This window comes from Pedobacter sp. Leaf176, from assembly GCF_001424305.1.
Lineage (GTDB): Bacteria > Bacteroidota > Bacteroidia > Sphingobacteriales > Sphingobacteriaceae > Pedobacter.
In genome coordinates, this window is the sequence record NZ_LMPD01000005.1 from 230,285 (window position 1) to 251,185 (window position 20,901).

19 protein-coding genes are annotated in these 20,901 nt (G+C 40.5%); 9 read left to right on the forward strand and 10 right to left on the reverse strand.

Going from position 1 to position 20,901, the window contains the following annotated elements; all coding sequences use genetic code 11:
- Nucleotides 1–3 precede the first annotated feature (3 nt).
- Complete coding sequence (locus ASF92_RS15445) at nt 4–3,204, reverse strand: SusC/RagA family TonB-linked outer membrane protein (protein ID WP_231729835.1); 3,201 nt, start codon at nt 3,202–3,204, stop codon at nt 4–6.
- Between the two features lie 31 nt (nt 3,205–3,235).
- Nucleotides 3,236–3,982, reverse strand: coding sequence for a TlpA disulfide reductase family protein (locus tag ASF92_RS15450; protein ID WP_056095111.1), 747 nt, complete (start codon nt 3,980–3,982; stop codon nt 3,236–3,238).
- Between the two features lie 642 nt (nt 3,983–4,624).
- Between ASF92_RS15450 and ASF92_RS15455 the strand changes: the two genes are divergently transcribed.
- From ASF92_RS15455 to ASF92_RS15465, 3 genes are all read left to right on the forward strand, one after another.
- Nucleotides 4,625–4,999 (forward strand): helix-turn-helix domain-containing protein, encoded by a 375-nt coding sequence (locus ASF92_RS15455; RefSeq protein WP_056095113.1) that lies wholly within the window; start codon nt 4,625–4,627, stop codon nt 4,997–4,999.
- 57 nt (nt 5,000–5,056) lie between these two features.
- Entirely contained in the window at nt 5,057–5,794 is a 738-nt protein-coding gene (locus ASF92_RS15460) for a LytTR family DNA-binding domain-containing protein (protein ID WP_056095117.1), read from the forward strand.
- Nucleotides 5,795–6,047: 253 nt separating this feature from the next.
- The gene (locus ASF92_RS15465; protein WP_056095120.1) at nt 6,048–7,136 is read left to right on the forward strand and encodes a sensor histidine kinase; all 1,089 of its coding nucleotides are present in this window, start codon (nt 6,048–6,050) and stop codon (nt 7,134–7,136) included.
- A gap of 17 nt (nt 7,137–7,153) precedes the next feature.
- Here the strand turns inward: ASF92_RS15465 and xth are convergent, their stop codons facing one another.
- The 8 genes from xth to ASF92_RS15505 form a co-directional block, all read right to left on the reverse strand.
- Nucleotides 7,154–7,930, reverse strand: coding sequence for an exodeoxyribonuclease III (gene xth, locus ASF92_RS15470; RefSeq protein ID WP_056095123.1), 777 nt, complete (start codon nt 7,928–7,930; stop codon nt 7,154–7,156).
- Nucleotides 7,927–8,700: a DNA-formamidopyrimidine glycosylase family protein gene (locus ASF92_RS15475; protein WP_056095127.1), complete on the reverse strand. Its 774-nt coding sequence runs from the start codon at nt 8,698–8,700 to the stop codon at nt 7,927–7,929. The genes xth and ASF92_RS15475 overlap by 4 nt, the downstream gene beginning before the upstream one ends.
- 4 nt (nt 8,701–8,704) lie before the next feature.
- The gene (locus ASF92_RS15480) at nt 8,705–8,998 is read right to left on the reverse strand and encodes a DUF3606 domain-containing protein (RefSeq protein ID WP_056095131.1); all 294 of its coding nucleotides are present in this window, start codon (nt 8,996–8,998) and stop codon (nt 8,705–8,707) included.
- Between the two features lie 13 nt (nt 8,999–9,011).
- On the reverse strand, nt 9,012–9,320 hold the full coding sequence (locus ASF92_RS15485; RefSeq protein WP_056095133.1) for a hypothetical protein: 309 nt from the start codon (nt 9,318–9,320) through the stop codon (nt 9,012–9,014).
- Nucleotides 9,307–9,498 (reverse strand): DUF3606 domain-containing protein, encoded by a 192-nt coding sequence (locus ASF92_RS15490; protein ID WP_056095135.1) that lies wholly within the window; start codon nt 9,496–9,498, stop codon nt 9,307–9,309. Before ASF92_RS15490 ends, ASF92_RS15485 begins: the two co-directional genes overlap by 14 nt.
- A 98-nt stretch (nt 9,499–9,596) precedes the next feature.
- The gene (locus ASF92_RS15495) at nt 9,597–10,418 is read right to left on the reverse strand and encodes an SOS response-associated peptidase (RefSeq protein ID WP_056095137.1); all 822 of its coding nucleotides are present in this window, start codon (nt 10,416–10,418) and stop codon (nt 9,597–9,599) included.
- A 2-nt stretch (nt 10,419–10,420) separates the two neighbouring features.
- A complete protein-coding gene (locus ASF92_RS15500; protein WP_147273668.1) occupies nt 10,421–10,657 on the reverse strand; it encodes a hypothetical protein in 237 nt (78 codons plus the stop codon).
- 37 nt (nt 10,658–10,694) lie between these two features.
- Entirely contained in the window at nt 10,695–11,327 is a 633-nt protein-coding gene (locus tag ASF92_RS15505) for a hypothetical protein (protein ID WP_056095141.1), read from the reverse strand.
- 252 nt (nt 11,328–11,579) lie between these two features.
- Between ASF92_RS15505 and ASF92_RS15510 the strand changes: the two genes are divergently transcribed.
- The 6 genes from ASF92_RS15510 (at nt 11,580) to ASF92_RS15535 (ending at nt 20,758) form a co-directional block, all read left to right on the forward strand.
- On the forward strand, nt 11,580–12,317 hold the full coding sequence (locus ASF92_RS15510; RefSeq protein ID WP_056095144.1) for an ImuA family protein: 738 nt from the start codon (nt 11,580–11,582) through the stop codon (nt 12,315–12,317).
- Nucleotides 12,318–12,322: 5 nt separating this feature from the next.
- Nucleotides 12,323–13,831, forward strand: coding sequence for a DNA polymerase Y family protein (locus tag ASF92_RS15515; RefSeq protein ID WP_056095147.1), 1,509 nt, complete (start codon nt 12,323–12,325; stop codon nt 13,829–13,831).
- Nucleotides 13,832–13,843: 12 nt separating this feature from the next.
- On the forward strand, nt 13,844–17,074 hold the full coding sequence (locus ASF92_RS15520; RefSeq protein WP_056095149.1) for an error-prone DNA polymerase: 3,231 nt from the start codon (nt 13,844–13,846) through the stop codon (nt 17,072–17,074).
- Between the two features lie 148 nt (nt 17,075–17,222).
- Nucleotides 17,223–18,188: a restriction endonuclease gene (locus tag ASF92_RS15525; protein WP_056095152.1), complete on the forward strand. Its 966-nt coding sequence runs from the start codon at nt 17,223–17,225 to the stop codon at nt 18,186–18,188.
- Entirely contained in the window at nt 18,175–18,780 is a 606-nt protein-coding gene (locus ASF92_RS15530) for a hypothetical protein (RefSeq protein ID WP_056095155.1), read from the forward strand. The genes ASF92_RS15525 and ASF92_RS15530 overlap by 14 nt, the downstream gene beginning before the upstream one ends.
- Entirely contained in the window at nt 18,767–20,758 is a 1,992-nt protein-coding gene (locus tag ASF92_RS15535) for an AAA family ATPase (RefSeq protein WP_197413308.1), read from the forward strand. The genes ASF92_RS15530 and ASF92_RS15535 overlap by 14 nt, the downstream gene beginning before the upstream one ends.
- Nucleotides 20,759–20,901 lie beyond the last annotated feature (143 nt).

The following is a 20,901-nucleotide window of genomic DNA, read 5'->3' on the forward strand; positions in this document are numbered from 1 at the left end:
GTTTTAGAATGCCCCCTTTATACCAAATGATAACTGGCGGGAAGGAGGTAATATGTTTGAATAATCCGGATCATAACCGAAATGATTCGCTTTCCAGAGTAATCCGACATTTTGTAAACCTGCGTATACTTCAAGATTCCGAAATGGAAATTTCCACTGAACTGTATTTAATGTGTAACCAAATCGAATATAATCAAGGCGAATGTGGTCTCCCGACATCACATTAATTTCAGATTTACTGTAAAATGCATCCCGAACACTTGGTGCAGGGTAGATGAACGAGGGAACATTAGTTACGTTTTCATCACCAGGCTTCTGCCAGCGAGACTCATATTCATAATTTCCCTGCCCAGTTTCTATTAGCGTTGAATATGCCAGTGCCGGTTTTCTGACCTTATAACCTAATTTGTAATTGATATTAACCGACAAACTGAAACCCCTAAATGACAAAGTATTGATCAAAGAACCGAAATACGTCGGACTGGCAGAACCCAGAAAGGTGACATTATTCCCCGTATTAAAAGATTCATCTGCGATAGACTCGTAATCAGTACTGAGTTTACCATTCAAATATCCCTGTGGATTCCCCTTGCTGTCCAGCCCTCCCCATTTATAAGCTGCAACCGCATATAGTGGATAGCCTTCGATTGGAGTAATAGCATTCCCTGCGGTAAGTAAATTGTAAAAAGCTGATGAATTGTCTCTGCTTTTATATTTTGTGGTTTTACTGGTGTTATAACTAAAATACAGGTCAGTTCCCCAACTAAAATTGCCAGTTTTAAGATTTTTGCTGTGAAGATCGAGATCAATACCCTCTCCCCTCATATTAGCAACATTCTTTGTGATTACATCACGTGCACCCCAACTGGTATAGTCATAGCCCGTTATACCATACAAATCCGTTCCTGTTTTGACGTAATAAGAAAATGATCCGGTCAGAATTTGCTTGGGAAGTTCAAAATCCAGTTTCATATCAACCTGCGAAAGCTGTTCCCATTTCAAATCGGGGTTATTTATTGCATTTATCCTCGTGATTGGAAATCCCGTCAAAGCATTCGTGCCATAAGTGGCAATTGGGGACGCAGTTTTCGTTAGGTCTACATTACCACTGTAGCCAAATGTAGTGGTTAACCGCAGAACGGGCAGCCATCTTAAATTATAAAAGGATTCATCTGAAATCTTCCATCCAATACCTGACGACCATAAGGGCTTCCATTTATCATTTATATCAGCGCCAAAAATATTTGATCCGTCACGTCGTATGCTTCCTGACAACAGGTAACGTCCTTTGAAGGAATATGCGAAATTGGCATACATGCTTATAAAACGGTATGCAGTCTGAGTTAAAGTATTGACACTTCCGATCTGGCTGCTAAATCCAGTTAAGTATTGGCGGTAAAGCCCTACCTCGTCAACTGGAGTAAAATATAGTGGGTCGGATTGATAGCCTAATCTTCTGCTTCCACGAGAAGAAGTATTCGCACTCCTTGCCTCAGCACCGAAAATTGCATTGATGCTATGCAAGCCAAAAACGTTGTTGTAGTTGAATTGCGCTCTTCCTGTTTGTGAGTTGACTACCGAAGAAGAAGAATTCAGTATCCCTCCTCTTGGAACCGGATAAGTAACTATTCCCGTAGAGGCATTTACCTGACTAAACGAATTGATCAGATTTCTGGCCGCATAACTTTGTTCATCGGATGTTCGTTCAATATCTGAGCTCTGCCGTTGATATTGGTAATTTACCTGCAGGTTTAACCCTTTGACGATTTGATACCTAAATCCGACGTTAGCAAATAAGTCCTGAGAACGGGAATCGGTATAGTCATGTTTATAATCTTCTGTGGGATAAAATTTCCAGTCTAAAAGTCTACCTTTTGCCAGTGTATCAGTATATGCTGACCGAAATTCTGTAGCAAGTCCTCCAGCCTGTGCAAAATCCAGGTATGGCGGATACCTTCCCCCAGCGCTCAGATAACCATTCGCAGGACGGCCGGTCTTTCCAGTAAAATTTGTATAATAAACATTAGTACTTAGATTTAATTTTTCAAGCACCTTAAAATCATTGGCAAAATGCAGGTTTAATTTACCTGAGGTATTGTAAACTTCCCCTCTATTCTGATCGTATGCTGCAGAAAGTAAATAGGTATTCCGCTCACTCCCCCCTTTAAGATTTAAACTATACTGTTGGAGAATCCCACGAGTGTAGAAATTGTCCAGATAGGATTGTTGTGTATTATTTCCCGCTAATAAATTTATTCTAGCATCAGCCGTTGACTGAGAGATCTGCCCGTTTCTTCTTGCTAGAAGAACTTCTACAACAGGGGTTAATGCCAACCATGGTGTGGTAGATATCCGATCATTAAAGTAGCCCGATTCGAAAAGTTGTTTTTCAAAAGCGATATAATCGCTACTATTCATCTGCCTGATAGAATTAAATCTTGGTAAATCCTGTACCAATACATTTGCACCAAAGGCAATTTGCATAGGTTGGTTTTGTCTGCCTCTCTTGGTTGTAATCACAATTACGCCATTACCAGCCCTTGCACCCCAAATCGATGCAGCTGCTGCATCTTTTAATACAGATACATTTTCTACATCATTGGGATTAATGTTAGATATATCTCCCTCATATATAAAACCATCTAACACGATTAGCGGATCTAACGGACCATTGATTGTTCCAAGACCACGTATAGAAATGTTGGTCTTATTTTGCGGATTGTTATTACTCTTTCCTACCTGGAGCATTAATCCGCTACTTTGACCAATTATCCTTTCTAAAATATTCGACCCTGTACGTTCTCCTAGAGCTTTCTCACTAATAGAGGATATTGTTCCATTAACTTCATTGGGTTTCAATGTTTGGTAACCTGTCTGAACGGTGACCTCCTCTAACTGCTGGGAATCATCGGTCATTTTAACTGAAATGAATTTTTCATTTATTGAATAAATCCTGAAAATTGTTTTATATCCAGTTGCAGTAATACGAATTGTATCTCCAGGGTTTACTTTTCCTAAAGTAAAATTTCCAGCCTCATCAACTATTGTCATATTCTTTCTGGAGCGAACGCTGGCCGGGATTACATTTCCATCAAAGTCAGTAACCTTCCCTTTTAACACATTTGCTTCCTGAGCAAAAGCTGTTATTGCAGAGAGGATAATGATTATCAGAGCCATACAAAACAGTAGAAAATTCCACTTCATTTTTCTAGTGTTGAAATGATTTGCCATCATATTAATCTTTTTTAGTTTTAAGGTTAAGACTTAAGCCTGCGATAAGCCGCGAGACGTTTTCTTCTGTAAGTTGATCCGCGCGCGTAATCGCTTTAATACGTCCATCGGCACCAATCCAGATATAGTGCGGCATTGTATTGACTGGAAAAACGTTCTTTATTTCAGCGCTATTGAGAATTATGGGTAATGCGAAATCTTTAATTTTTGCCTTTTGCGCTGCCAAAAATTTTTCTAGAACTTCTACAGTATCACTTGCATAAGTATTCATCAGTAAAAACTGGATATTTTTACCATATTTTTTTTGCATAGCATCCATTTTCGGAAATTCGGCTATGCACGGCGAGCAGTATGTCGCCCAAAAATCGAGGACGAGTGCTTTATTTCTAAAGCTCGAAAATTCAGCGCTTTTTTGGTTAAAATTTAGGATTTGCGAAAGGGTAAGATTAGGTACTTTATCGTTGATTGCGAGTTGGCGGCTCGTTGCCTTTGCCTGTGCGAATAGAGTAGTTGAGAAGAAAAATAAAACCGTAGTTAACCGAATGATTTTCTTTCTAAGTAGTCTTTCTAGATTTATCTCTCTATTAGCCAATTTAGCAACATTCCTTGTTGTCTGGCCATCCAATTGAAAACAGCTTAAGCTTAAATTCCCATAAGAAGGTGGAACACATCTCTTGGGTTTCTTTATAAGGTCGATTCCAAAAAAAAGGCATGGCAGTGCCCTAGCGATAGAGAATATCGTTTTTTTCATTGTTTGTTGGTTTAAGTTAGTTGATCGGAAAATTAAATGAGGAATCTCAAATATTGAAGAGAACTAAGGCAGGCGCATTATTAAAGAACCTATTTTCTATCATTAACCGTAGGGTTGACCTGCCTTAGCCTGGCATCTTATTCAGGAGAACAGATAACCAGGCTAATTAGGATGATAAATGTCCATCCGAGAGTATAAAAAACAGAGATTTGAGGACCTAAAAAGTAGGCCAGAAAATAGCATGTTCTGCTGAAATTTGAAGAAATGATGATTTCAAATGCTTTCATGGCTAATCTGTGTTAACCGAAAGTCAAACGGAAAAGGGCCGCCTTACGCTTTATTTGAAGTGAAGGTGTAGGACCACCACCGCCTCGCAGCGGCCGAACTCAAATAAAGCAGGCGACCCAAATCCGTATGCTATACAAAGATAGCATAGGAATTGAGTTTTACCTACCTCTCGTGTTCGAACGTCCTACTTTTCACCACAAGTTCTTTCAGTAATTACTCAATCCAAATTAATGGAAGTTATATTCTATCGTTTTTCTATATCGTTAATTTTATTAAAGCTAAGATACAAAATATTAACCAAATCCACAAGTGGAGTTGACTTAAATCATCAAAATCAGTCACTTGCACATGTAAATGGTAGCACCTGAAGACGAGTTAATTTTTGTTGAAATCTCTCAATTAGATTTTATGTTGATTGAAAGAGTTAAGGCCTTGAGAATTGCCAGTAAAATGACTCAACTTCAGTTAACTCAGAAGATGAAATTAGCTGATGGGTTTATTTCAAAAGTAGAAACTTTTACAGAACGTGCCAAATATAGCATTAGACATATAAACTTGTTAGCAAGCGCTCTCAATTGCACTATACAAGATATCCTCCCCTTGGAGCAGCCAAAATATGACATGGTCATATTAACTTTAAGGAGAACAAACAAAATTAACAAAGATGGTTCTTTGTCTCAAAAGAAAACCACTGAGGTGATTAAAATCGAACCAAAAGAAAAAAGTTAATTTGGATATGCAAAGTAATTGAGGGATCATTTTTGAGATTACCCTAAACTTTGACATATGGAACAACTTCGTTGCGTCGTAATCGACGATGAAAAACATTCAATCTCGATTCTCTCAGATTACATTGAGACGAATCCCAACCTAAAATTAGTCAAGACTTTTTTTGATCCTCTTATTGCACTATCAGGAATCAGTATCAGAGACAAAATAGACTTTATTTTTTTGGATATAGACATGCCAGAAATTACCGGCATTGAGCTCGCAAAAAAATTAGTCAATCGAGCTCGATTTATTGTATTTACCACTGCATTTACAAAATATGCCATAGAAGCTTTCGAAGTAAATGCATCTCGGTATCTGGTTAAGCCGATCTCAAAACCGAAATTCATTAAAACCGTTTGGGACATTTTAGATGCAGAAAGAAAAAGAATTGAAGGGATACGGATTGCCCAAAAAAAATATTTCTATGTCAGCATCGGCGAAAGGGGACAGAAATTGAAGATAAGGAAATCCAAAATATTATTTTTCGAAAGCTTGAAAAACTACATGAAAATTGTCACTGAAGATGAAGATTATACAGTCTATTTGACAATGAAGGAAGTTGAAAAGGAGTTTTGGGGCACATTGTTCTACAGAGTCCACCGCAGTTACTTCGTAAATGAAGAAAGGGTTGAAAAAATAGCTGGGAACACATTAAAGCTTGGAGCACACATCATTCCGATGGGCAACAACTACAAGCAAGGTTTTATTGAATTTTCTGAAAATAAAACATTAAGATCCGGCCGGAAGTCTTAAGGATTCAAATGTTGAACCAACATTCAACGATGGCTAATCAACGTTTCATTGGAAATAATGATGATACTGGAAGTAGTCGGATCAGTTTCGGACTTTCGAATTGTTTGCTGCGATCTAAAAACAAATACTGTTTTTTTGACCAGTTTTTTAGGGTTCTGTTTCATGTTTTTATTTTGAAACTAGAGCCATTATTTAGCGTAAAAAAAGTTTTTACACCGCGATAAAATGAGGTTACACCAAGAGCAATTATACCATGACTAAGAAAATTTTCGAATGGGGAAAAGTGCAGCGCTTGCACCTAATTGGATGGGCAATATTCATAACATTAGAGATCGGACTAATCGGACTTTCAATGGGCTTTTTTGGAAAAGCTTTTAATTATGCCCTCCATTATATTCTTAATATTATTCTATTTTATACGAATGCGCATTTTGTGCTTAAGAAGAGTTTTACGAAGCCTAAACCCTGGACAAGGGTAATTATCTTCATGATAATTCAAATCGGCTTATATATTTTTTTCAGGTCTTATCTTAATTACGTACTGGAAGGAACCCATAAAGGATTTAACATCCCAACAATTATTACTAACCATAAAAGTTTTTTTCAATCGCTCTGGAGAGGTTTGTTTTTTATCGTTCTTTCCTGCTTTTACTTTTTATTTTTGCGTTTCAAAGAGGAACGTTTAAAAAGAGAACATTCAGAAAGAATGGAATATTTAAACGATTTGAAAAATAAAGAGATGCAAAATGAATTGCATGTTGCGAAGTATGAATATTTGCGAGCCCAAATCAATCCACATCTGTTATTCAACACATTGAGCTTTTTGTATGATAGCGTTCGAAAATTTAACGAGGACGCCGGAGAAGCAGTTCTTAATCTGGCTGAATTGATGCGGTTTAGTCTTGAGACGAAGGAATCCCCCGAAGAATTTCCCAAGCTGGAGGAGGAACTGCATCAGATTGATAACCTCATATCCCTTAATAAAATAAGGAAAGACAAAGAACAGTATATCAATCTTTCTTTTCCTGAAGAGGTTAAAAATTTTCGCTTTATACCATTGGTCGTAATCACATTGTTAGAAAACATGCTTAAGCATGGAAATTTACAAAAGCCAAACCAACCTGGATTATTAGATATTAAATTGAGTAAAAACGAATTGTCAATAAGTACTTCTAATTTGATCAACACCAGGATCCACCATTCAGGCTTCAATAAAGGAATGGAGAATATTGAAAAGCGATTAGGTTTGGCTTATGGCGATAAATTTTCATTGTCTTACGGAAAAAGGGATAGTAACTATTTTGATGTCAATTTAATTTTAAAAATTTATCCAGCTCTGTAAGTCATTGATATAATGTATTATTTTGTTGGTTGAATTTCGATCCAAACAGGGCAATGGTCACTGGCTCCCTGCCAGCCCCGCACATGTTTGTCGACTCCACCGTCAATCAGCTTGTCTGACAAATCCGGAGACAGCAGGAAATGGTCCAATCTCAAACCGGCATTCCTTCCAAATGCATTCCGAAGATAATCATAAAAGGTATATATAATTTCATCGGGATACAGGGTTCTTATTGCATCTGTCCAGCCCAGAGCCAAAAGCTTCTTGTATGCTTTTTTGGATTCGGGAAAGAAAAGCGCATTATCCCTAAATCTATCGGGATTATAAAGGTCAAGGTCAGTCGGTATAACATTATAGTCACCGATCAAAATTGTTGGGATGCCAAACGAAAGCAGCTTTTTCGAATGGGCGGTAAGCCTTTTGAGCCATTTAAGTTTATATTCAAATTTTGGACCTGGTGCCGGATTTCCGTTTGGAAGATAAATGCAGCCTATGATCAGTCCACCAATAAATGCTTCGATGTATCTGCTATGGTCGTCGGCAGGATCGCCAGGAAGTCCGCGTTTCGTTTCTTTGATTTCCGTCTTAGATAAGATTGCAACACCGTTCCAGCTTTTCTGACCTTGCCAGATGGCGAAATAACCTGCTTCCTTTAATTTCTTCGCCGGAAAATCTTTGTCCTGACATTTTATTTCCTGCAGACATACAACGTCCGGTGACCGCTCTTTCAACCATTTAAGCAAAATTTCGATCCTTCCATTGACCCCGTTAATGTTGTAGGTTGATAGAATCATTCAAAAAGTTCCTGAGATTGCGTAAAGTAAGCTTTGCGCCCACCGATTTTCTCAGACAAAATCTCCTCGCCCTTTGGTGTCTTTTTTAATTCGGCACCATGTACCATCATAAAATCGCGCAGCTCACCTTTGAGTTCGTCACCGTTTGCTTCTGCGATTTTTAAAATCGCCTCAGCTAACACAGATTTTATGCTTTTGTATAATCTCTTTGCCGCTTTATCCGGGATAGCTTTGGCGACTGAAAAGGGAGAAATCCCGGCATGATAAAGTATCTCATCCGAATAGGAATTGCCAATACCGCGAACAAGATGCTGATCCATGAGCAAAGTTTTTATCGATGTTCTCTTTTTAGCCAGCAAATCAAAAAAATATTCCTCCTCCATTTCCAGCGCATCCGGGACGTCGATAGGTTCAGGATTCAATGTGGGCGTTGCTTGCTTTTGAAGATCGATCAATGCAAATGCATCGCCCCCTTCAAAATGAAACCCTAAAATCTGGAAGCGTGGCGGCTCATCCTGATCAATAGAGATCAGTTCTCCCCTGAGCATTAAGTGAAGACCAAGAACCTGGCAACCCGAAAAAATAAGTTGAAGCGTCTTTCCGGAACGCCGGACATCCAAAAGTTCTCTTCCTTCCAAAGCTTTTTTCATTTCCTTGGCCGAGACATTAATTTTTTTGGATTCCGTAATTTCCAGCGTTTCCAAAATCTGCCCTTTGAACTTTCGGGTTAGTATCTGAGCAAATACGGTTAAATCTGGTAATTCTGCCATAGATTTAAGCGGATATGTATTTTTTTATTTCGAGGATAGAATTTCCCCGCAACAGTGCTGCGGATTTTAGCTCACCCGTACTAATCTGAAACTGTTCAGCCCAATAGCGGAGTTCCCTAGGATCATCTACATTTAGCTCGCCGTCATTTGTCCCAAACTCCTGTGGTTCCAGGGAATCAAGATCGCTTTCAGTTTCATGTCTGTCGAGGCAATCATCAGAAGTGACGAATTGTTGGGAATTGATGTCCTTTTCCACTTCATTTCCAAACTTTGGCTGACTGTTTTGCTGATTATCCATAACTATATTTAGATTACTGTTTTTTTCTAACCGGGTAAAATTGATCATAAAAGGACTGAACATGATCAGGCGTTGTACTGCTTAGAATTTTTTGAACATAATCCACTACAGGATCCCCGGTGGTACTGTTGCGGAGATGAGCCTTGAGTTTTTCATCCCAGTTGTTTACAGCTTCAGCAACAGAATTCCCTCTTCCAAGTATCGATTCATGGATATCCTGAGGGAGCACACAGAGAAAACCCGGAGATTCACTAAAAATCACTGCTCCAAGTTTTCCGGCAAGCCCATCAAGTGAGACATCTACCGACTTACGCCTTGGCATTTGACTTAATATATTCGGCAATTTTCGCCCTGGAAGAACTTCCCGACGCTTTAGCCAGTTCCTTGTATTGAGCAGAAGTTACCCCAGCCTGTTTTGCTGCATAAGCAACTTCGCTTGCATCGTTCAGATCAACTTTTGAATCTTCTCTGCCATCCTGTTTCTGTTTGTTATCGCTCATAATATTAGTTTTTATGATATAACTGATCTCAACTGAAAATGGTTTTAAAATCTAAACAATCACCCCTAAAAAGTGCTTTATGGAAGCATCCAGCCGTGTTAAATCGAGTACTCGATAGCGGGCAGGTCTTCATAAATAAAGGGCGTTGATGGTTCAAGTGTCGACAAGAACTCTTTCGCAATCGTGCAGGCATCCATTTGTTTGGCAGGAAACTGACTGGATGCAATCTCGGTGATTCGCTCATCGCTTAAATCCCCGAACATCCATTCATAGGCCAGCTCATCATTTAAAATTGTAGGCATACGTTTTTTGGAATTATGGACCTGTTCCATAAGCGGATTGGCCGGCGCGGTAGTGACAGCGACTGTCTCAACAATTTCCCCGGTTTCCTGATCGGTCCACTCCTGATAAATTGCCGCCATGTAGAAGTATTCCTCGTCCTTAACAGAAATGTAGTAAGGATACTTAACGGCAGTTTTCAAAGGCTCTCCTGTTTTTTTGTTCTTCGGAAATACATGGCGCCACTCGTAAAATCCCGTTGACAGCACCAGGCATCTTCGCTCGCGGGCTGCCTTTGCATAAATCGAGGGACCGCCCTTTTCATTTGAAAAAAGATTTTCGGCCTTTGCATTGAGTGTTGTATATCCGATATGCCATTTACCGGCAGCATCTTTATATCCGTTGCGAAAATTCTTTGCAGCCTCGCGGTTTTTAAGGTAGGGAGGCAAAAAACCCCATTCCATCTGCACGATATCAAAGTTTGTCTGCTCTGCATCTCTTTTTAATACCGCAACGGGTGAATAGGCAAAACCGTTATGAACAGCCCTGTCGAGAAACTGATAATTTTTTACCGCCTTTTCAAGTTGAAGGAGTGAAATAAACTCTGCTCTTGAAACGCGTTGACCATTGTAGTAACACATAATTATTTATTTTTCAAATGTTCAGCAATCTTTTTACCAAAAAATTCTGCCTCTATCTGTCTTCCCTGCGGAACAGATGTCCAGAATGGCCTGTAACCATTCGCTTCGGTTACGTTTAGTGGTGGTCTTCCATCCGAGAACTCGATCCTATATATTTCACTGCCTCCGATCAGATGTGAGGTAACGATCATCTTAATATCGGGCAGGACAATCTCAAAAGCCTCTTCTATTTTCATCATCTTAAAAATACAAAATCTTGAACCAAATAGGAAATAGTTAGTTGATGCCTATAATTACAAAATACGGATCATCTGCTTTCTTGACAATCAAGTCCAGGTGCTCCTCGAAATCAACCAGGTTTAAGACCTCATCTTTTAAGAACGTAGTGAAGACTTCCATATCTGTTTCCTTTGAAATAACCACCTCAAGGGTTTCACTGCTCTTCCACTGGGTAGACTCAATTTCGGGATAGGCTCCCTTTAATAGTGAGGGATATCCTTGTCTGGAAAAAGCCTCTGAGAGCTTGGATGCGATATCCCAGATATGAGGCGCTAGTTCTTCATCAAGTGTGTCCCATTGAAGACCAAGGTTTTCATCACGCCACATGCTTCCGATGTATTTGCCATCAAGCGTCACCCCGTAGCATTCGCCTGAAGTTTCTACGACAGCCTCTTTTATCCCGCTGTCGGTGGGGATTTCAAAAATATATCTTTCCATATTCAGTCCGGGCTCCAATGGTTTTAACGGCTTAGCCAATTTAAAATGTTTTTTTGAGAAAATTAGATAAGCCGTAGTTAAGGAAAATCCGAAAATACCGCCAATGATCAGTTCACTGCGGTGTGCTTTTGCCCAGCTAATGACACTTTTTTCTACCTCGCTAAATAGGCTGGTTACTTCTTTTCTTTCCATTTTGTAACAACAGTTATTTGAGCAGATAGGTTTTGAAAATCAGGAAGATGGGATAAAATCGATTAAGAATTATTATCCATAAATAAGATTTTAAGATCTATTTTATCAAGGATAGTCATCACAGTAAGGAATGCAAACTTTCCACCAAAACGGGAATGTTTTCCACAATTCATTTTTTACTAACATTTTTAGCTTTATGTTTGTTGTATAATTTTATAATACTAAATATAATAGTATTTAATTCAGTAAGTCATGAATGCCAAAAAAGAATTACTTCAGAAATTGCAACAGGATATCCTGTTATGGCAGGGGTTTAAACCCCATTGCACAGGCAATGCCGAACGCATCGGACTGGGAGAGATTGAAAATTCATTTCCTGGTGGTGTTTTTCCCAAAAAGGCAATTCATGAATTTATCACAATTCAGCCGGAGCATTCGGCGGCCAGTGACGGCTTTATCGCCGGGCTACTTTCCGTCCTTATGGAAAATGGTGCGGCCTGTGTGTGGGTAAGCACGACCCGGAATCTCTTCCCCGCTTCTTTGAGCTTATTTAACGTAGAGCCTGAGCGCATTATTTTTATGGATGTTCAGAGCGAAAAGGATGTGCTATGGATTACAGAGGAGGCCATCAAATGTGAGGGGCTTGCGGCGGTTGTGGCAGAACTTAACAATGTGAGTCTTATAGAATCCCGCAGGCTGCAGCTGGCGGTTGAGACCAGTGGTGTTACGGGATTTATCCTGCGCAAGGACGGAAATAAAAAGGCGAGCACCGTGGCAACAGCAAGATGGAAAGTCAGCCCACTTCCTTCAGTTACGCAGGACGGCTTGCCCGGGATCGGATTCCCGCGCTGGCAGGTTGAGCTGCTAAAAGTCCGTAATGGAAATCCGGGAAGCTTTATACTGGAATGGGCAGGCGAAAAATTTGAAGAAATTAAGAAAACAGGTAATCAACCGATTTGGTCTGATCTGGAGGGCAGACAAATTGGATAGCTATTATGCAAAGGCGTTTTGTTTCGATATGGTTCCGCCAATTACTGGCTGACTGGCAGCTTATCCGCCGCCCTGAACTAGCCGAGGTGCCTTTTGTTTTCGCTGCGCCCGACCATGGGCGGATGATGATAACCGCAGTAAATCCATTGGCATTTAGCTTTGGAGTTGAGGTCGGCATGCGTGCAGCGGATGCGAAGGCCATATGTCCCGGGCTCGAGGTTCTGGACGACAAGCCAGGCCGCCCGAAAAACCTGCTAAGGGGACTAGGCGAATGGTGTGTGCGCTATTCGCCCTCTGTATCCATTGACGAATTCGGAATGGACGGACTGTTACTTGACGTTTCAGGCTGTCCGCATCTTTGGGGTGGAGAGCGAGAATACCTGAAAGAAATTGTAAACAGGCTTAAAAGTAAGGGATATACCGTACGCTTAGCGATTGCCGATACACCCGGCGCTGCATGGGCGGTGTCCCGGTTTGGTAAAGTTACGCCATTGATTCCTTCCGGCGAACATGTAGATGCTCTGCTCAGTCTGTCTCCTGAGGCGTTAAGACTGGAAGATACAGTTCTTGCGAAACTTCGTAAACTGGGATTCTATCAGATAAAAAGCTTTATAGGGATGCCCAGATCGGTGCTCCGAAGGCGATTCGGGGAAGATTTTTTATTGCGGCTGGCTCAGGCTATTGGAACTGAAGCAGAAGCGCTTATTCCATTAAAGGTTCCCGTAGCATTTAGCGAAAGGCTAGCCTGCATGGAACCGATCAAAACCAAAACTGCAATTGAGATCGCGATTCAAAAGATGCTTGAAAATCTGTGTAACAGGATGCAATCTGAAGGTAAGGGATTGCGAACAGGAATGTTGACAGGATACCGTATCGATGGAAAAATTGTGCAGGTTTCCATTGGAACCAGTGGCGCTTCGCATAGTGTGAGTCATCTATTCAAACTTTTTCAGTTAAAGATCGATCAGATCCGACCAGCCCTGGGAATTGAACTATTTGTTCTTGATGCGCCAAAGGTGGAGGATGTCGATGTGCCCCAGGAAGAAATGTGGTCATCCAAGCCCGGCCTGAATGATAATAGTGTGATCAGGTTTCTGGACCGTGTTGCCGGAAAGGTTGGTGCGCAAGCAATCCATCGTTTTTTGCCTGCAACCAGATACTGGCCGGAACGTGCAATATCAAAGGCAGCTTCGGTAACAGAAAAGGCCTCAAATCCATGGCGAACGGATAAGCCCCGGCCGACCGAAATGCTTAAGGTTCCCGCCCCTATTGAGGTAATGGCGCTTATTCCGGATCATCCGCCAAAGTTTTTTATTTATAAAGGCGTCCGCCACCTGGTTTCAAAGGCAGACGGTCCCGAGCGGATTGAGCGCGAATGGTGGATGGATAAGGGAGAGCATAGGGATTATTATCAGGTGGAAGATGAAGAAGGATGCCGCTACTGGCTTTTCCGTTCCGGACACTATGGTGGGGAACAACAACACAAGTGGTTTATTCATGGATTTTTTGCTTAAAGGAGATGGGTTATGGCTTACAGTGAATTACAGATTACCTCAAACTTCAGCTTTTTGCGTGGCGCTTCGCATGCGCACGAACTGGTTGAACAGGCCGAAATCTTCGGTTATAAAAAAATAGCCATAACCGACAGGAATACCCTTGCCGGAATTGTACGTGCGCATGCTGCCTGCCGTGAGAAAAACATAAAACTAATTCCCGCCTGCAGGCTGGATCTGCTGGATGGAGGGAGCCTGCTCGCCTATCCGACGGATAGGGAAGCTTATGGCAGGTTGTCCGCACTATTGACATTGGGCAATATGAGAGCAGAAAAGGGCAGCTGCCATATTTCCCGTGCCGATGTTTACGCCCATAGCAAAGGGATTCTTTTTGCCCTTGTAATGCCTGGCGCTTTGAACCGTCGCTTTGAATATGAGGCTAGCTTTATCGCCTCAGTTGCAGAATATCGCGACGCTCTAGGTGGTCAGCTTTACCTTGCTGCAACAAGATCTTATTTGGGAAACGACGATAAGCTGATATTTAGAACTTCACAGCTTTCCAAATTTTACGAAATACCGGTCGTTGCAACAGGCGACATCCATTATCACAATCCTTCACGAAGAGAACTTCAGGATGTACTGACCTGTGTAAGAGAGAAATGCACCATTCAGGAAGCAGGGTTTCGTTTGCATCAAAATGCTGAGCGGTACATGAAAGAGGTGGCTGAGATGGACAGACTTTTCAGAAAATATCCAAGCGCAATTCAAAACACGATGGTCATTTCCGAAGCCTGCAATTTTTCTCTTGATGAGCTCAAATATGTCTACCCCGAAGAAATCAATCCAAGCGGACGCAGTCCGATGGAGGAGCTCGAATTTTTAACCTGGAAAGGTGCTCATGAATTTTATGGCGAGAAGATCCCGGAAAAGGTTGTTAACATGATCCATCATGAGATGGCTTTTGTGAGGCAGATGGATTATGCCAATTACTTCCTTTTTGTTGAGGATATTGTTCGTGAGGCCAGATCCCGCGGGATTCTCTGCCAGGGTCGGGGCTCGGCAGCTAATTCTGCAATTTGCTTCGTGCTGGGTATTACCTCTGTTAATCCGATGAAGTTTGATTTGCTATTTGAGCGCTTCATCTCACCCGCCAGAAACGAGCCTCCCGATATTGATGTCGACTTCGAGCATGAGCGCAGGGAAGAAATCATCCAGTATATCTATACCAAGTATGGACGTGACCGTGCGGCAATCGTTGCAACCGTCACACAGCAACACCAGAAAGGAGCCATCCGGGATGTAGGCAAGGCAATGGGGCTATCTGTTGATACAATCAATCGCCTGTCAACTTCAATATGGGAGTTTACAGATGAATGGTTCGAGGGCAAGCGCGTTACCGAGCAAGGTCTAAATCCAAATGATCCGCACCTTAAGAAAACACTTGAGCTTACTTCCCAAATGATGGGCTTTCCGCGGCAGCTCGGTCAGCATACAGGAGGATTTGTAGTTACGCAAGGGAAGCTTACAGACCTCTGCCCTATCCTAAATGCCCGGATGGAAGACCGCACCAATATCGAATGGAATAAAGATGATATCGATGCGCTGGGTTTTTTAAAGGTGGATGTGCTGGCGCTTGGGATGCTTACCTGCATCAGAAAGGCTTTTGATCTCTGCCGGGATCATTACGGCGTGCAATATACACTGGCCAACATTCCCCAAGATGATCCAGAGGTTTATGATATGATCTGCCTCGCCGATACCCTGGGCGTATTCCAGATCGAAAGCCGGGCGCAGATGTCCATGCTCCCTAGGCTTAAGCCAAGAGAATTTTATGATCTGGTGATAGAGGTCGCGATCGTTCGCCCGGGACCCATTCAGGGAGATATGGTTCATCCATATTTGCGCAGGCGCAGCGGCGAAGAACCTGTTGTCTACCCCTCGCCGGAACTGAAAAAAATTCTTGGACGCACGTTAGGCGTTCCGCTGTTTCAGGAACAGGCGATGAAAATTGCTATAGTAGCGGCAGGCTTTACCCCTGCTGAAGCTGATGGCCTTCGTCGCAGCATGGCAACATTCAAGTTTAAAGGAATGGTGAACCAGTATGAGCAAAAACTCATCGACGGAATGATGAACAAGGGATATACAGAGGAATTTGCAAAAAGGATATTCAGGCAGCTGGAAGGGTTTGGGAGCTATGGATTTCCCGAAAGCCATGCTGCCAGTTTTGCCCTCCTCGTTTATGTATCCTGTTGGCTTAAACACTACTATCCTGACGTTTTCGCTGCCGCATTGCTAAATAGTATGCCGATGGGCTTTTACCAGCCGGCACAAATTGTTATTGATGCGCGGAAGCATTCGGTTCAAGTTCGCGAAGTTGACGTCAACCATTCCTTTTGGGACAATAAACTTGAGGAAAAATCAGGTAAGTATTTTACGCTTCGGTTAGGGTTCAGGCAGATCAATGGCATTAGAGGAGATGACATGGACATTTTGGTCAATGGTCGCGGAAGTGGTTATCAAAGTATTACCGCAATCAGGGATTCGGGAATATCGATTGCCACCTTGGAGCGATTGGCCGATGCAGATGCATTTCATTCGATGGGAATAGATAGGCGAAAAGCACTTTGGGAAGTTTCTGCCCTAAAAGATATGCCGGAGGAACTATTCAAGGGGCAACCGTCTGAAAGCATATTGGAAACACAGGTTGAACTTCCGTTAATGGGCAAGGGAGAGCATGTCGTTCAAGATTATGCCACTACAGGACTTTCTCTAAAAGCACATCCGGTGAGTTTTGTGCGGACTCAGCTCGAAATGCTCAACATCAGAACATGCCATCGCATTAATAATGGTTCGACAGATGGTCAGCTGGTGAAAGTAGCAGGACTGGTATTGGTACGCCAGCGTCCCGGAACGGCAGGCGGGGTATGTTTTATTACTATTGAAGATGAAACAGGCTATTCCAATCTGGTTGTTTTTGAAAAGCTTTTTGAAACCTATAGAAAAGAAATTCTGCATTCGAGGCTTCTCATGGTGGAAGGCAGGTTGCAGCGCGAGGGACAGGTGGTGCACGTGATCGTGAGTAAATGTTTTGATTTTACAAAGATGCTCGGCAAGTTGGTGCAACGGGAGGTTGATGAGCTTCCAGTGTTGACCTTAGCAGGTGGAGATGAAAAAAAATCGTCCTATCCTTCACAGAATAAACGTGCTCAGGTTCGCGAGGATGCCACGAAAAAAGTGTTCCATGAGGGCAGGAATTTTAAATAATTGTTTATTGTCAAAAGAAAACAGTAGGTAAAAGCAGGGTTAAAATGCAATCTGTAAGTTTTAATGAGATAATTTGTTAATATTGAGAATTCTAAGGAAAGGAACTTTTGCTTGGACACGCAACTTAATTAACGACTAACTCAAAAAAATGCCAATTACTGGTGAAGATTTCGAAAAACTTGTGGCGCCTTTCTTCAAAAAGTTGTTTCAAGATATGGGCTTTTTAGTCATTCAGGTAAGAAAACAGACAGCCGGCACTCAAAATGGTTTTGATATCAGTGTTTTGTTTTTAGATGAGAATGAATTGGAGCGAGAATTTTTTATCGAATGTAAATACTATGCTTCCGCCAAGCTGGAATGGTCAGAGATTTTCAGTAAACAGGTACAGCTTGACTCTTCAAACTACGATGCAACAGCATTTATTGCACTTTCTCCGTTGAAAAACCTAAGCAATATTGATCATAACATACAAGCAAAACAAACAAAAGCATTTAAATTCCCTGTTGACTTTTGGACACCCGATAAGGATGTTGAAAAGATGTTTGCATTGGATAAAAAACTATATCAAAAAATATACGACGAGCCCTGTTTACTTGTTTTGGACGAGGAAAAGGAGCTTCAGCGGCTCAAAGTACTTGTCAATTTGTTGATTAGCAAAAAAGATCTGCTTAGACATGCAAATCTAATAAAGATCCCTGATGCCACTTCACCCATTAACGGTGATGAAGAAATGGTGACATCACTTGATATCAAATTAAACGCAATATGCAAGTCAGATGATCAGTATCGGATTATCTATCACAAAGCAAGAGCTGACTATAAAGTATATCTCGAAAGTTTAGTTGATGTACATTCGGAGCTTAGAACCAATATTTTAAATTGGGAGGAAAATATGAGACTAAAGGCATCGCGACTTACGCATAACTTTAAGATGGACGATTCCTACACTCCCCAAAAGTTCTTCAGTGACTTTTTTAATGAAGCGGAAAAGGAAATATTAACCTTTTATGGAGAAAATGAACTAAAGGGAGATAAAGAAAAATTATTATGCGGAATTGTATTTGAGTTAGCAGCACAATGCCCATTAGATTGGAGGAAAAATGGAACTGATTAATCACTTAATACAAAATATTACCGAGAAAGGCTTAACACCAAGCATCAACCTGGATAGACCGCTCTTTGTCCAACCAGAAGACCGTATGGAGTTCCGGGCCGCAAGAATTGCGGTAATTCTTGGTATACTTAACACGAAAAATGGATTAAGTAAAAACGTTATTGCATGTGTTGATTTTCTTCTAAGAAATGAAGCCTTCCAGTCTAAATTCATTTTGGAATACTTCAACGGCAAAAAAAATATTGTTGATAAGATTAAGAAATTCGAGACAACACAACAAGTGGAAATTGACTTCAATATTGTCCAATATAAAAGTGTGCCATGGGACATCAGGTTCAATGATATGTTTATGTATTTATATACCAGAAATCTTTTGGCCTATAAATCTGATAAGGATCAAAAAAATATCAGATTATTTCTAACCGATACTGGTAAAACATATTTTGAAAAAATAAAGGATGCATTTCCTCGTGAACATAATTTTCTTGATCTTTTTGGTACAAGCATAGTTGAAGAAAAACTAATTAAAATAATAACTGAAGTAATACCTAATTCCTATTGGAAACAGAATGCCACGTTTGATAATAAATAAACTAATCTACCATATCCAAACTGATGATGGTAAAAAATATGGTGCTGAAATTCCTTTTCGGGATGGTCTAAATATTATTTTTGGACCTAACTCAGTCGGGAAGACAAGTATTGTAACAGGTATAGTCTATGGGTTGGGAGCCGAAAAAGGTTTAGGTGTTTTTAAATCGATACAAAACCCTTTCAAACCGGAATTCTATAAAGAAATAGATAATAAAAGGGTTGCGAGATCTTATTTGTTATTGGAAATCTCCAATGGTGAGGATGTAGTAACGATTTTTCGATACATAGCTGGCGGAGATAATACAATAGCTGCAATAAAATCTTGTCCTGCTGACCAATTCTATACCAACCCAGAATCGGAAAGGCTAATAGTTGTCGGTGAAGGTGTTTTTTCTGAGAACGGCTTTCAAACATTTCTTTTTAGTTTTTTGGGTCTGCGCCAAGTTGAATTACCAACCTATGATCGTAAACTATCCAAATTATATTTCGAGAATATCTTGCCTTTATTTTTTGTTGAACAAAGGGCGGGATGGTCTCAGATTCAAGCCCGTCAGGTCTTAAGGTATAATATCAAAGACATCAAAAAGGTAGCATTTGAATTTCTTTTTGGAATGGATCGTTTTAAAATTCACATCAGTGAGATACGTTTGAAGGAACTTGATTTAGAGCTTAAAAAAATAATTGAAGAGTTATCTGGAAAAGAGGAAAACCTGTTTGTTATATCTGATGGTGAGAAGTCGGAAGATGTACTTATAGTCAATACCGACTCTATTGGTAAAGCCAGTATAAGCGACTACATTAACTACCTTGACGAGCGTTATAAAGTCGAGGCAAATTTGGTAGAAAGTGCGGCAAATCCAGTTACAGACTTTGAAGATTCCAAAATAAATCTTCGCGAGAAAATAAAGGTTGCGAACTATCAGTTGAGGAAAGCTAACGAGAGGCTAGAAAAAATAAGTCTAGAAATAAATGAATATGAGAAATATTTGGAGCGGATACAGCTGAATAAATATAAAAATAAACAGCTTAAAAAGATTAAGGAGGCTGAAACGGAAATAAATATAACCACATGTCCGGTTTGCGAAGCTAAATTGTTGTCTACTGAGGATGACGAATGCAAATTATGTCATAGTGATTTGAGAAAGAAATTGTCAACCCCTGATCAAAATCTGAAGTTTTTGGAAGATGAGGAAGCTACGTTTAAAAAAGTCATTGAAAAGCGATTGTTGGATAGACGCAAGGTTTTTGAACAAAGGAATAATCTAAAAGATGAAATTTCTGGTTTGGAGAAAGAATTAGATCATCAAATTACGACTTTTGCTGGTAGTGACTTTGCGATTTTAAGGCAAAGAATATTGAATGCCGATTCATTATATAAAGACCTCGAACGTTTCAAACGCGTAAGTGAGCGATGGAATGGACTTACATCATTGCGACAGAAAATCAAAACCGATCAGGCTGCTTTAGATAAACTAAAAGCGGAAGTGGACGCTTATAAGCAAACCGCGGATGACCAGAAAACCATCGATACAATAAAAACATTTCTGCAGGAAAACGTAAAAAGCTTAGGCCTTTTTAAGAAGAATCGTGAACTAATAGCTGCGATTAGACTTGATGCATCGGATAACTATACACCATATCTAGACAATTACGACATTTATAACATCAGTAGTTCAAGTGATAACATTAGAATCATCCTAAGTTATTACTTAGCACTATTACAAACATCTATTGAATTGAAAACTAAAGGGAAGATTATTTTTCCAGACATATTAGTACTTGATGAGCCCAAACAGCAAAACTTAGATAACGATTCCCTGATAGATTGTATAAAAGTTATGGCCGATCTGCCGGTTAATTCTGGTCAGATAATTTTAACGACATATAGTGAATTACCTGAAGATAAACTGAAATTGAGTGAATACATAGTGTACGAGATGCATTCTAAAACAGATTACCTATTAAAACCGATTTAAAAATACCTTGAATTTTTATGGAAGTAAACTTTTAAGTAGCTTAATTTCACCAACGATGACAAATTGATGATTTCGCTTAGTCTGATTAGGTTGTTACGAAAATTTGAGTCAATAAGTTCCGCTCAAATTGACCACCAAAACAT